The 12,759-nt window shown below is 59.8% G+C and carries 15 protein-coding genes; 11 read left to right on the plus strand and 4 right to left on the minus strand.

The features are described 5' to 3' along the window. Positions 1-31: 31 nt before the first annotated feature. A complete protein-coding gene (locus JIO00_RS05495) occupies positions 32-583 on the minus strand; it encodes an NUDIX hydrolase (RefSeq protein WP_010463029.1) in 552 nt (183 codons plus the stop codon). A gap of 218 nt (positions 584-801) precedes the next feature. Here JIO00_RS05495 and JIO00_RS05500 point away from each other — a divergent pair, with 218 nt between their 5' ends. The 5 genes from JIO00_RS05500 (at position 802) to purT (ending at position 4,168) form a co-directional block, all read left to right on the plus strand. Continuing rightward, a complete protein-coding gene (locus tag JIO00_RS05500) occupies positions 802-1,401 on the plus strand; it encodes a CoA pyrophosphatase (protein ID WP_010463027.1) in 600 nt (199 codons plus the stop codon). Between the two features lie 54 nt (positions 1,402-1,455). Then, positions 1,456-1,980: a gamma carbonic anhydrase family protein gene (locus JIO00_RS05505; RefSeq protein ID WP_007944857.1), complete on the plus strand. Its 525-nt coding sequence runs from the start codon at positions 1,456-1,458 to the stop codon at positions 1,978-1,980. After that, positions 1,977-2,192, plus strand: a complete 216-nt coding sequence (locus JIO00_RS05510; RefSeq protein ID WP_010463023.1) for a DUF1289 domain-containing protein — start codon at positions 1,977-1,979, stop codon at positions 2,190-2,192. The genes JIO00_RS05505 and JIO00_RS05510 overlap by 4 nt, the downstream gene beginning before the upstream one ends. Positions 2,193-2,419: 227 nt before the next feature. Next, positions 2,420-2,887 carry a preQ0 transporter gene (locus tag JIO00_RS05515; RefSeq protein ID WP_010463021.1) on the plus strand — a complete coding sequence of 156 codons (468 nt, stop codon included), beginning with the start codon at positions 2,420-2,422 and terminating at the stop codon, positions 2,885-2,887. A 99-nt stretch (positions 2,888-2,986) separates the two neighbouring features. Beyond that, positions 2,987-4,168 (plus strand): formate-dependent phosphoribosylglycinamide formyltransferase, encoded by a 1,182-nt coding sequence (gene purT, locus JIO00_RS05520; protein WP_200667778.1) that lies wholly within the window; start codon positions 2,987-2,989, stop codon positions 4,166-4,168. A 104-nt stretch (positions 4,169-4,272) separates the two neighbouring features. Here purT and JIO00_RS05525 read toward each other — a convergent pair whose 3' ends face one another. The 3 genes from JIO00_RS05525 to JIO00_RS05535 form a co-directional block, all read right to left on the minus strand. Continuing rightward, complete coding sequence (locus tag JIO00_RS05525) at positions 4,273-5,586, minus strand: MFS transporter (protein ID WP_010463018.1); 1,314 nt, start codon at positions 5,584-5,586, stop codon at positions 4,273-4,275. Positions 5,587-5,894: 308 nt separating this feature from the next. After that, positions 5,895-7,127, minus strand: coding sequence for a transporter associated domain-containing protein (locus JIO00_RS05530; RefSeq protein ID WP_200667779.1), 1,233 nt, complete (start codon positions 7,125-7,127; stop codon positions 5,895-5,897). Positions 7,128-7,139: 12 nt separating this feature from the next. Beyond that, positions 7,140-7,952 (minus strand): cytochrome C assembly family protein, encoded by an 813-nt coding sequence (locus tag JIO00_RS05535; protein ID WP_042932342.1) that lies wholly within the window; start codon positions 7,950-7,952, stop codon positions 7,140-7,142. A 210-nt stretch (positions 7,953-8,162) separates the two neighbouring features. Between JIO00_RS05535 and ffh the strand changes: the two genes are divergently transcribed. The 6 genes from ffh to xerD all read left to right on the plus strand — a co-directional run bounded on the left by ffh (position 8,163) and on the right by xerD (position 12,729). Further along, positions 8,163-9,539: a signal recognition particle protein gene (gene ffh, locus JIO00_RS05540; protein WP_077748289.1), complete on the plus strand. Its 1,377-nt coding sequence runs from the start codon at positions 8,163-8,165 to the stop codon at positions 9,537-9,539. Between the two features lie 249 nt (positions 9,540-9,788). Then, positions 9,789-10,040: a 30S ribosomal protein S16 gene (gene rpsP, locus JIO00_RS05545; RefSeq protein WP_010463010.1), complete on the plus strand. Its 252-nt coding sequence runs from the start codon at positions 9,789-9,791 to the stop codon at positions 10,038-10,040. 5 nt (positions 10,041-10,045) lie between these two features. Then, a complete protein-coding gene (gene rimM, locus JIO00_RS05550; RefSeq protein WP_010463008.1) occupies positions 10,046-10,582 on the plus strand; it encodes a ribosome maturation factor RimM in 537 nt (178 codons plus the stop codon). Beyond that, positions 10,564-11,337 (plus strand): tRNA (guanosine(37)-N1)-methyltransferase TrmD, encoded by a 774-nt coding sequence (trmD, locus tag JIO00_RS05555; RefSeq protein ID WP_154503229.1) that lies wholly within the window; start codon positions 10,564-10,566, stop codon positions 11,335-11,337. The genes rimM and trmD overlap by 19 nt, the downstream gene beginning before the upstream one ends. A 45-nt stretch (positions 11,338-11,382) precedes the next feature. Beyond that, on the plus strand, positions 11,383-11,733 hold the full coding sequence (rplS, locus tag JIO00_RS05560; RefSeq protein ID WP_003175895.1) for a 50S ribosomal protein L19: 351 nt from the start codon (positions 11,383-11,385) through the stop codon (positions 11,731-11,733). 99 nt (positions 11,734-11,832) lie between these two features. Beyond that, positions 11,833-12,729 (plus strand): site-specific tyrosine recombinase XerD, encoded by an 897-nt coding sequence (xerD, locus tag JIO00_RS05565; protein ID WP_154911832.1) that lies wholly within the window; start codon positions 11,833-11,835, stop codon positions 12,727-12,729. Positions 12,730-12,759 lie beyond the last annotated feature (30 nt).

Genomic DNA, 12,759 nt, shown 5'->3' on the forward strand with positions numbered 1-12,759 from the left:
TTAGTTATAGGTGATTCTGGAGCCAGGAGCTTTAGGTGATGGCAGGCTGAGCAAGCGGCGGGATCGACTCGGACCGCACGGGGTAGACCTCGGTCCGCCGGTCAGCGAAGAAGCATTCTAAGGTACGACCCACCGTGCGGAAAGCCAACTCGGACCACGGGATGTCGGCTTCGTCGAAAAGCTGCACTTCCAGGCTTTCGGGGCCGGCAGAAAAATCCGGGTCCACCAGCTCCGCGCGAAAGAACACATGCACCTGACTGATGTGCGGCACGTCGATCAACGTATAGATGCTCAGGTTACGCACCCGCGCACAGGCTTCCTCGGCGGTCTCGCGAATGGCCGCCTGCTCGATGGTTTCACCGTTTTCCATGAAACCGGCGGGCAGGGTCCAGTAACCGAGCCGAGGCTCGATGGCGCGTCGGCACAGCAACACTTTCGAGCCCCAGGTCGCCACGCAGCCGGCGACGATATTGGGGTTCTGATAGTGAATCGCCTGACAGCTGTCACAGACAAAACGCAGGCGCGAGTCGCCTTCGGGAATGCGTTGGGTGACCGGGTTACCGCACTGACTGCAAAATTTCATGCTGGGGTTCCTGAATGCTGCGCCTATCTTGGCGTGCGGCGGTGTCTGTCGGCAAGTTGTCGTTTAGCGACATGCAGTGGTTATGGGGTTGGGCGGCCGGTTCGATTGGTGCATGATGCATAGGGTCTGTTGACGTTTGCTGACGAACTGCGTTGGCGCGCAACGCGGTTCGTCAGCAAACGTCAACAGACCCTACGGCCAACAGATCGAGAAGACTCATGCTGGACGAGCTACTGCATCGAGTAAGCAACCACACCCCACGCACAATGGAAACCGACAAACGTTTCCCCGAAGCCGCGGTATTGGTACCCATCACCCGTAGTGACGAACCGGAGCTGGTTCTGACCCTGCGCGCCAGCGGGCTCTCGACCCATGGCGGTGAAGTCGCCTTCCCGGGTGGGCGGCGCGACCCCGAAGACCCGGATCTTATTTTCACCGCGCTACGGGAGGCTGAAGAAGAAATCGGCTTGCCACCGGGGCTGGTCGAGGTGATCGGCCCGCTGAGCCCGTTGATCTCCCTGCATGGCATCAAGGTCACGCCGTATGTCGGAGTGATTCCGGGTTTTGTCGAGTACCTGGCCAACGATGCCGAGATCGCCGCCGTGTTCAGTGTGCCTCTGGAGTTTTTCCGTGAGGACCCAAGGGAGCACACCCACCGCATCGATTACCAGGGGCGCAGTTGGTACGTGCCGAGTTATCGTTACGGCGAGTATAAAATCTGGGGCCTGACGGCAATCATGATTGTCGAGTTGATCAACCTGCTCTATGACGCCGACATCAGCCTGCACCACCCGCCCAAAAGCTTTATCAATACTTGAAGCCATCGTTCGTATGGCGTGAACCGCGGCTGCCTGAGCCTTGAGGACAACAAGATGAAATATCGCCTGGGCGATGCCCGCGTCGAAACCCATCCGCAGAGCTGGGTTGCACCCAATGCCGTGCTGGTGGGCAAGGTCAAACTGGAAGAGGGCGCCAACGTCTGGTTCAACGCCGTGTTGCGTGGCGACAACGAATTGATCCTGATTGGCAAGAACAGCAACGTCCAGGACGGCACGGTGATGCACACGGACATGGGCTACCCGCTGACCATCGGCACCGGCGTGACCATCGGCCACAACGCCATGCTTCACGGCTGCACCGTGGGCGATTACAGCCTGATCGGTATTAATGCAGTGATTCTCAACGGCGCGAAAATCGGCAAGAACTGCATCATCGGCGCCAACTCGCTGATCGGCGAGGGCAAAGAGATTCCCGACGGTTCGCTGGTCATGGGCTCGCCCGGCAAAGTAGTGCGTGAACTGACCGAGCAGCAAAAGAAAATGCTGGAGGCCAGCGCCGCGCACTATGTGCACAATTCGCAGCGTTACGCCCGTGATCTGGTCGAGCAGGAAGAATGAACGCCACCGAACGACCGGTCCTCTCGCCATGCGTGAACATCTGCGCGTTGGACGAAGATGATATTTGCACCGGGTGTCAGCGCACGGTCGAAGAAATCACGCGCTGGAGTCGCATGGACAACGAAGAACGCCGCAGGGTTTTGGGGCTGTGCCATGAGCGGGCCAAGTCGAGCGGGTTGATCTGGATGTTGCCTTCCAGATCCGATTCCTGAGCCCTGTGAGCTATTGTGGCTGATGAGGTTTCTTGTGGCTAGGGAGCTTGCTCCCGACGGGCTGCGAAGCAGCCCCATAGCTGACAAACACATTCAACCTGACACACCGCGCCCCCTGACTTCAGGGCCGCTGCGCGACCCAGCGGGAGCAAGCGCCCTCGCCACAGGCTATTTGTAAAGCCGAGATGGTAATCTGTGCGCCAAATTGACAGGTATCCCGCCACCTCATGTTCTTCCTGATCGCCTATATCAGCAGCGTCGTGCTGATCAACTACGCCTTCTCCACCGCCCCGCACCTGGACATCATCTGGTCGGCCTGGGGCGGGTTGGTGTTTGTCCTGCGCGACATGGTACAAACCCGCTTCGGCCACGGCGCGATCGCGGCGATGCTCGCAGCGTTGGTCCTGTCCTATGTCACCTCCGATCCGTCCATCGCGCTGGCCAGCGCCACGGCCTTCGCGGTGTCCGAATGCATCGACTGGCTGGTGTTCAGCATCACCAAGCGTCCGTTGCACGATCGCCTGTGGATAAGTTCGGCCCTGAGCATTCCCCTCGACACCTTCATCTTCTTCGGCATGATCGATGCTTTCACCCCGGCCGTAATCCTTACCGCCATGGGCTCGAAGTTCGCCGGCGTGACGGTCGTGTGGCTGATCATGGCCTGGCGCTTGCGCAAACAGGCTGTCGCCAGCTGAAGCCAAACCTTGCGGTTCATGTAAAATGCCGCGCTTTCTCCCCATGGGAAGCGCGCCAGACGCCGCGACCCTCGATGATCCGCTTCTTGAGGACCTGAGATGACCCGTATCGGAACTCCATTGTCGCCAACCGCGACCCGCGTATTGCTGTGTGGCTGTGGTGAGTTGGGCAAGGAAGTGGTAATCGAGCTGCAACGCCTGGGCGTTGAAGTGATTGCCGTCGACCGTTACGCCAACGCGCCGGCCATGCAAGTTGCGCATCGCAGCCACGTTATCAACATGCTCGACGGCGCCGCCCTGCGTGCCGTGATCGAAGCCGAAAAGCCGCACTTCATCGTGCCGGAAATCGAAGCGATCGCCACCGCGACCCTCGTGGAGCTGGAAGCCGAAGGCTTCACCGTGATCCCGACCGCTCGCGCCGCGCAGCTGACCATGAACCGTGAGGGCATCCGTCGCCTGGCTGCCGAAGAGCTGGACCTGCCGACCTCGCCGTACCATTTCGCCGACACTTTCGAGGACTACAGCAAGGCCGTCCAGGATCTGGGCTTCCCGTGCGTGGTCAAGCCAGTGATGAGTTCGTCGGGCAAAGGCCAGAGCCTGCTGCGCAGCGCCGATGACGTGAAATCCGCTTGGGATTACGCTCAGGAAGGTGGCCGCGCCGGTAAAGGTCGCGTGATCATCGAAGGCTTTATCGACTTCGACTACGAAATCACTCTGTTGACCGTGCGTCACGTCGGCGGCACGACCTTCTGCGCACCCGTCGGTCACCGGCAGGAGAAGGGCGACTATCAGGAATCCTGGCAGCCACAAGCCATGAGCCCGATTGCCCTGGCCGAATCCGAGCGCGTTGCCAAAGCCGTCACCGAAGCACTGGGCGGTCGTGGCCTGTTTGGTGTCGAGCTGTTCATCAAAGGTGATCAGGTGTGGTTCAGCGAAGTGTCGCCGCGCCCGCATGACACCGGTCTGGTCACCCTGATTTCCCAGGACCTGTCGCAGTTCGCGCTGCACGCACGGGCGATCCTGGGCCTGCCGATTCCGTTGATTCGCCAGTTCGGGCCATCGGCGTCGGCGGTGATTCTGGTGGAAGGGCAGTCGACCCAAACTGCGTTCGCCAACCTCGGTGCTGCGTTGAGCGAACCGGATACGGCACTGCGTCTGTTTGGCAAACCAGAGGTCATTGGCCAGCGCCGGATGGGCGTGGCGTTGGCGCGGGATGAGTCGATCGAAGCGGCTCGTGCCAAGGCAACCCGTGCTTCTCAGGCTGTCGTGGTAGAGCTGTAAACCGAGGCGCGGCAGGCTAGCTCTCACAGGGTTATTGGTTGGTCACAGATTTTGTGTACACCCTATTTCCATGGGGGAGCCAGCCTGCTGGCGATGCTTCTGCTTCAGGTCACCCGATTCAAATCGTTATGTCGCGTCTCCTTCAGACACAGCACCGCAATCAAGCTCAGCACCGCCGCCCCAGACACATACCCTCCGACATAACTCAGACCGCCCATCGCCACCAGTTTCTGCGCGAAAAACGGCGCCGCCGAGGCCCCGACGATTCCGCCCAGGTTGTAGGCTGCGGACGCGCCGGTATACCGCACATGCGTTGGAAACAGCTCCGGCAGCAACGCGCCCATCGGTGCAAACGTCACGCCCATCAGAAACAGCTCGATGCACAGGAAAAGCGCCACGCCCCAGGTCGAGCCTTGGGTCAGCAGCGGTTCCATCAAGAATCCCGACAGGATCGCCAAGACGCCGCCAATGATCAGCACCGGTTTGCGCCCGTAGCGGTCGCTGGCCCAGGCTGACAACGGCGTGGCGGCGGCCATGAACAGGACGGCGAAGCACAGCAGCCCAAGGAAGGTTTCGCGGCTGTAGCCGAGTGTCGACACGCCGTAGCTCAATGAAAACACCGTCGAGATGTAGAACAGCGCGTAGCACACGACCATCGACCCTGCCCCTAGCAACATCGGTACCCAGTACTGGCTGAACAGCTCGACCAGCGGGATCTTCACTCGCTCCTGACGTGCCATGGCGTTGGCAAACACCGGGGTTTCGTGGAGTTTGAGGCGCACATACAGGCCCACCATCACCAGTGCGGCGCTGAGCAGGAACGGAATCCGCCAGCCCCAAGAGCGGAACTGCTCGTCATTCAGGGTCATGGCGAGCGTCAGGAACAGTCCGTTAGCCGCCAGAAAGCCAATCGAGGGGCCGAGCTGCGGGAACATGCCGAACCAGGCGCGCTTGCCTTTGGGCGCATTCTCCGTCGCCAGCAGGGCCGCACCGCCCCATTCGCCGCCTAGCCCCAGTCCTTGGCCGAACCGCAGCACGCAGAGCAGGATCGGCGCCCAGGCTCCGATGCTGTCATAGCCCGGCAATACGCCGATCAACGTGGTGCACACACCCATCAATAGCAGCGAAGCGACCAATGTCGATTTGCGCCCGATGCGGTCACCGAAGTGCCCAAACAGCGCCGATCCCAAGGGGCGGGCGAGGAATGCGATGCCGAAGGTGAGGAACGCCGACAGCATCTGGGCGGTGCCGGAGGTCTGCGGAAAGAACACCGGACCGATCACCAGCGCCGCAGCGGTGGCATAGACGTAGAAGTCGTAAAACTCGATGGCGGTGCCGATAAAACTCGCCGTGGCCACGCGGGTGGCGGAGTTCGTCGGTTGGGTAGGCGCGTCGCTATAAGTCGTGCTGGTCGTCATGCGGTTATCCCTGACAGTCATGTGCCCCAGTGGAGCGAATTATTATGGTCGAACACCCAGGGATGTGGGAGTGAGGCGCGGCCGCTGTTCAAGGTAGGAACAGTCGTCGGTGTGGTGCGGAAAGTGCCGATGGTCTGGCCGGAACCTGCTGCGTGCGGGGTAAGCACGTGGTTCGGCCGGGGCTTGGGTAAGCGGATTCGATTATAGGAAGGTGGCTAACGATCTAACAAGGGGCTTGGGATTGGCGAGGTCTTTTTGGCGAGGGGGCGTTCCGACAAGCCTCTCGCCACGGTGTTATGTGTCCGACATCAAATCACTGTCGGAACGGAGCTGGTATGCCAGATCAAAACCTGAGTAACCCGATTGTCTTCCGTCTCCAGAATTTCCAGCCGATAACGCCCGATCTTCAGGCATACCGCACTTTCTGGAATGGTCTCCAGTGCCTCGGTCACCAAGCCGTTCAGGGTTTTCGGGCCGTCGCTGGGCAGGTGCCAGCCCAGGCTCTTGTTCAATTCGCGAATCGACGCCGCACCTTCGATCATCAGTCGGCCATCGGCCTGCGGGTGGATGTGCGGGTTGTCCAGGCTGTGCTGACTTTCGAATTCGCCGACGATTTCTTCGAGAATGTCTTCCAGGGTCACGATGCCAAGTACTTCGCCGTACTCGTCGACCACCATGCCCAGGCGCCGCTGCTGTTTGTGGAAATTCAAGAGTTGCAGTTGCAACGGCGTGCTTTCCGGCACGAAGTACGGTTCGTGGCTGGCGGCCAGCAACGCTTCCAGGGTCAGGCTCGCATCGGGTAGCAAGTGGCGGATCTGCCGGGTATTGAGCACGGCTTCGACCTGATTGATGTCGCTGTGAAACACCGGCAGGCGGGTGCGCTTGTTGTTGCGCAGTTGCTCGACGATCTCTGCGAGGGAGTCGTCGAGATTGATCCCGTCGACGTCACTTCGCGGCACCAGAATGTCGTTGACCGTGATGTTGTCGAGCGCGTGGATGCCCGTCAGCGGGTGAGGGCGGCAGACGGCTTCGTGATCGTCCTTGCGCTCGCCGGGGCTCTCGTCTTCGCTCTGTTGCACCACCTTGACCTTGCGGGCAAACGGTCGCATCAGCAGCCGGGTGAAGCCATTGAGCAGCCAGGCGGCCGGGTAGATGATTTTCAGCGGCGCACCGAGCAGCGTGTTGCCCAGGGCCAGGACGGCGTCGGGATAGCGCACGGCGAGGGCGCGCGGCAGGTAGTCGGCGAACACCAGCAGTGCGATCCCGGCGCCCAGGCAGGCAATCCACGGGCCGTTTTCCGCCCAGATGAAGATCGCCAGCAAGGTGCTGATGACCACTGCCAGTGCGCGGCACAGGGTATTGCAGAAGATCAGGCTGTTGAGCGGGAAGCTGAGCTTCGCGACCGGTTTGTCGCTGGAACGCGAGGCGGTGCGCTGGGCCAGCAAGTGCTGTTGTGCGGATTCGATGGCGGTAAACAGCCCCGACCATAAAATCAGCAGGGCCAATACCGCGAGCATCGGCCCTATGGGCAAGTCGTCCATTAATGCCGCCCGTCAGATGTGCAGGATGTATTCACGGACCAGCTTACTGCCGAAGTACGCCAGCATCAGCAGGCAGAAACCGGCGAGGGTCCAGCGAATGGCCTTGTGTCCGCGCCAGCCGAGGCGGTTACGGCCCCATAGCAGCACGCTGAAGACGATCCAGGCCAGGCAAGCCAGCAAGGTTTTGTGCACCAGATGCTGGGCAAACAGGTTGTCGACAAACAGCCAGCCAGAGAGCAGCGATAACGACAGCAGGGTCCAGCCGGCCCAGAGGAAGCCGAACAGCAGGCTTTCCATGGTTTGCAGCGGCGGGAAGTTCTTGATCAGGCCCGACGGGTGTTTGTGCTTGAGCTGATGGTCTTGCACCAGCAGCAGCAAGGCTTGAAACATCGCGATGGTGAACATGCCGTAAGCGAGGATCGACAGCAGGATGTGCGCGAGAATGCCCGGCTCTTCGTCGATGACCTGCACGGTGCCGGCAGGGGCGAACTGCGCCAGCAGCACCGTGGCGGCACCGAGCGGGAACAGCAATATAAGCAGGTTTTCCACCGGGATCCGCGAACAGGCCAGCAGGGTCAGGGCGATGACCGCCGCCGCAATCAGGCTGGCGGCGCTGAAAAAGTCCAGGCCCAGGCCGATCGGGGTCAGCAGGTGGGCGAACAGGCTGGCACTGTGAGCCAGCACGGCAAGCACGCCAAGCGTGACCAGCAGGCGTTTGTTCGCCTTGGCACCAGTGGCCAGGCGAGTGCCTTGATAGATAGTCGCAGCGGCATATAAGCAGGCGGCGGCGAGGGTAGTCAGCATACTGGGTGACAAGGGGAGCATAAATCCTGTTAGGCAAGCCCGAAAGGCGCTGAGTTTGGCATAGAACCCCCGCAGCACGAAAGACCATGCAACCTGACGACGAGGTGTCCGCCAGACGCAGTCTTCGCTATAATCCGCGACCTGCCCACGCCGCAGGCTCGCCGAGCACATGTTTATTCCGGTCTGGGCCGCCATTATCCCGGTCTACACAGGGCCTGAAAGGATCGCGCAATGTTTGAAAACTTAACCGACCGTCTCTCGCAGACGCTGCGCCATGTCACCGGCAAGGCCAAGCTGACCGAGGACAACATCAAAGACACCCTGCGCGAAGTGCGCATGGCGTTGCTCGAAGCCGACGTCGCCTTGCCGGTGGTGAAAGACTTCGTCAATTCGGTCAAGGAACGCGCCGTTGGCACCGAGGTGTCTCGCAGCCTGACGCCGGGCCAGGCCTTCGTGAAGATCGTCCAGGCCGAACTCGAAAGCCTGATGGGCGCGGCCAACGAAGACTTGAACCTGAGCGCCGTTCCGCCGGCCGTGGTCCTGATGGCCGGTTTGCAGGGTGCGGGTAAAACCACCACCGCCGGCAAACTCGCGCGTTTCCTTAAGGAGCGCAAGAAGAAGTCGGTCATGGTCGTGTCCGCGGACGTTTACCGTCCGGCGGCGATCAAGCAGCTGGAAATGCTCGCCGGTGAAGTCGGCGTCACCTTCTTCCCGTCCGACCTGAGCCAGAAGCCGGTCGACATCGCGCAAGCGGCTATAAAAGAAGCAAAGCTCAAGTTTATTGATGTGGTCATCGTCGATACCGCCGGTCGTCTGCACATCGACGAAGAGATGATGGGCGAGATCAAGGCCTTGCACGCCGCGATCAACCCGGTCGAAACCCTGTTCGTGGTCGACGCCATGACCGGCCAGGACGCCGCCAACACGGCCAAGGCCTTCGGCGACGCCTTGCCGCTGACCGGTGTGATCCTGACCAAGGTCGACGGCGACGCCCGTGGCGGTGCCGCGCTGTCGGTTCGCGCCATCACCGGCAGGCCGATCAAGTTCATCGGTATGGGCGAGAAGAGCGATGCGCTCGAACCGTTCCACCCGGAGCGTATTGCTTCGCGCATCCTCGGCATGGGCGATGTGCTCAGTCTGATCGAGCAGGCGGAAGCGACCCTCGACAAGGACAAGGCCGACAAACTGGCCAAGAAGCTGAAGAAGGGCAAGGGCTTCGACCTCGAAGACTTCCGCGATCAGCTGCAACAGATGAAGAACATGGGCGGCCTCGGTGGCCTCATGGACAAACTGCCGAACATCGGCGGCGTCAATCTGGCGCAGATGGGCAATGCCCAGGGCGCGGCAGAGAAACAATTCAAGCAGATGGAAGCCATCATCAATTCCATGACCCCGGCCGAGCGCCGCGACCCTGAGCTGATCAGCGGTTCGCGCAAACGCCGGATCGCCATGGGTTCCGGCACCCAGGTGCAGGACATCGGTCGCTTGATCAAGCAGCACAAGCAGATGCAGAAGATGATGAAGAAATTCTCCGCCAAAGGCGGAATGGCCAAAATGATGCGCGGTATGGGCGGTATGTTGCCCGGCGGCGGCATGCCGAAAATGTAAAGAATTCGCGCAATGGCTTGCTCTTGCGCAGCCCACACGGAAGTGGGATCTCCAGCAAACCCGCACTTGGCGGGAGCTGACTGGCCGTTTTCAACGACGGCTCTATAGCAAATCTTGATGGCGACCGGAAGGCCGCCGGAAAAAGACATTTGCAAAAGTCCGGATATTCCTTAGAATATGCGGCCTTTCGGGCACCTATGCCCGCTGTGCCTTTAGATTTGCAGCACCGACTACAGGAACGATGTTCACATGCTAACAATCCGTCTTGCCCTTGGCGGCTCCAAAAAGCGCCCGTTTTACCACTTGACCGTAACCGACAGCCGCAACCCGCGCGACGGTTCGCACAAGGAACAGGTTGGTTTCTTCAACCCTGTTGCTCGTGGTCAAGAAGTCCGTCTGTCCGTGAACCAAGAGCGCGTAGCCTACTGGCTGAGCGTTGGTGCACAACCTTCTGAGCGTGTTGCTCAGTTGTTGAAGGATGCATCTAAGGCTGCGGCCTGAGCAATATGAACGCGACGCCTGCCATTGCTGATGATTTGATCGTTATCGGCAAGATTTATTCTGTTCATGGCGTTCGCGGCGAAGTGAAGGTTTATTCCTTTACTGATCCGACTGAAAACCTGTTGCAGTACAAAACCTGGACGCTCAAGCGCGAAGGCAATGTGAAACAGGTCGAGCTGGTCAGCGGACGTGGGAACGACAAGTTCCTGGTCGCAAAGCTCAAGGGTCTTGATGATCGTGAAGAAGCTCGTCTTCTGGCCGGTTATGAGATCTGCGTGCCGCGCAACCTGTTCCCTGAATTGACCGACGGCGAGTACTACTGGTACCAGCTGGAAGGTCTGAAGGTTATTGATCAACTCGGGCAGTTGCTCGGGAAAATCGATCATCTTCTGGAAACCGGCGCCAATGATGTAATGGTGGTCAAGCCTTGCGCTGGCAGCCTGGATGATCGCGAACGCCTGTTGCCCTATACGGAGCAATGCGTGTTGGCCGTCGACCTTGCCGCAGGCGAGATGAAGGTGGAATGGGATGCGGACTTCTAAGCGTGGCTAACTTGCGCGTAGAAGTGATCAGTTTGTTTCCCGAGATGTTCTCCGCCATCAGCGAGTACGGCATCACCAGTCGTGCGGTGAAACAGGGGCTGTTGCAGCTCACCTGTTGGAATCCGCGAGACTACACGACGGATCGGCATCACACTGTGGACGATCGCCCATTTGGCGGTGGTCCGGGCATGGTGATGAAGATCAAGCCCCTGGAAGATGCTCTGGTTCAGGCCAAGGCAGCAGCCGGGGAGGCGGCGAAGGTGATTTACCTGTCCCCCCAAGGCCGTCAACTGACTCAGTCGGCGGTACGCGAGTTGGCGAATCTGGATGCATTGATCCTGATTGCCGGCCGCTATGAAGGCATTGACGAGCGTTTTATTGAAGCTCATGTCGATGAAGAGTGGTCGATTGGCGACTATGTACTGTCTGGCGGCGAGCTGCCGGCGATGGTCCTGATCGATGCGGTTACACGACTGCTGCCTGGAGCTTTAGGGCATGCGGACTCCGCCGAGGAAGATTCCTTTACGGATGGTTTGCTGGATTGCCCGCACTACACCCGACCGGAGGTGTATGCGGATCAGCGTGTTCCCGACGTGTTGCTAAGTGGCAATCACGCGCATATCCGGCGTTGGCGTTTACAGCAGTCCCTTGGTAGGACCTTTGAACGACGCGCCGATCTTCTGGAAAGCCGCTCGCTTTCTGGAGAAGAGAAGAAGCTGCTCGAGGAATACATCCGCGAGCGGGACGATAGTTAACAACGTATCGATGGTAGATCCGACGATCTACCTTAGGAGCACAGCATGACTAACAAAATCATCCTTGCACTCGAAGCAGAGCAGATGACCAAAGAGATCCCTACCTTTGCCCCGGGCGACACCATTGTCGTTCAGGTGAAAGTGAAGGAAGGCGACCGTTCGCGTCTGCAAGCGTTCGAAGGTGTTGTTATCGCCAAGCGTAACCGCGGCGTAAACAGTGCTTTCACCGTTCGTAAAATCTCCAACGGTGTTGGCGTAGAGCGTACTTTCCAGACCTACAGCCCGCAAATCGACAGCATGGCCGTTAAACGTCGCGGTGACGTACGTAAAGCCAAGCTGTACTACCTGCGTGACCTGTCCGGTAAAGCAGCTCGCATCAAGGAAAAACTGGCTTAAGTCCAGCTTCCGATGCAGAAAAAAGCAGCCTACGGGCTGCTTTTTTGTTGCCTGCGATTTATCTTTCGTGACCGTACTGTCGGTCTTGCCTGAGCTTATATGCCCGCCATCGATCATCCATTGATAGACCAATTCCTCGACGCGCTGTGGCTGGAAAAAGGTCTTTCCGATAACACTCGCGATGCCTATCGCAGCGACCTGGCCTTGTTCAATGGCTGGTTGCAGGAAAAGGGTCTGGAGCTGATCAGCGCCGGCCGCGAGTTGATCCTCGATCACCTGGCCTGGCGTCTGGAACAAAACTACAAACCCCGTTCGACGGCGCGATTCCTCTCCGGAGTGCGTGGGTTTTATCGTTATCTACTCAGGGAAAAGCTGATCGCGGTCGATCCGACCTTGCGCGTCGATATGCCCCAACTCGGTAGGCCTTTGCCTAAGTCTCTGTCGGAAGCAGACGTGGAAGCGCTGCTGAAGGCGCCGGACTTGAGCGAAGCTATCGGTCAGCGGGACCGCGCCATGCTCGAAGTGCTTTACGCGTGCGGCTTGCGGGTGACGGAGTTGATCAGCCTGACGCTGGAGCAGGTCAATCTGCGTCAAGGCGTGCTGCGGGTCATGGGCAAAGGCAGTAAGGAGCGCCTGGTTCCGATGGGCGAGGAGGCGATTGTCTGGGTCGAGCGATACATGCGCGATGGCCGCCAGGAACTGCTCGGCGGGCGTCCCAGCGATGTCATGTTCCCCAGCCAGCGCGGTGAGCAGATGACTCGCCAGACCTTCTGGCATCGCATCAAGCACCAGGCCAAGGTCGCCGGGATCGGCAAGTCGCTGTCGCCGCATACCTTGCGCCATGCGTTCGCCACACACCTGCTCAACCACGGCGCCGACCTTCGGGTGGTGCAAATGCTGCTCGGCCACAGCGACCTGTCGACCACCCAGATCTACACCCACGTCGCCCGCGCACGCTTGCAGGACTTGCACGCCAAACACCACCCGCGCGGCTGACGGATGGAACAAATCACCGGTGGCGAGGGC

Source organism: Pseudomonas sp. SW-3 (assembly GCF_016615645.1).
GTDB lineage: Bacteria > Pseudomonadota > Gammaproteobacteria > Pseudomonadales > Pseudomonadaceae > Aquipseudomonas > Aquipseudomonas mandelii.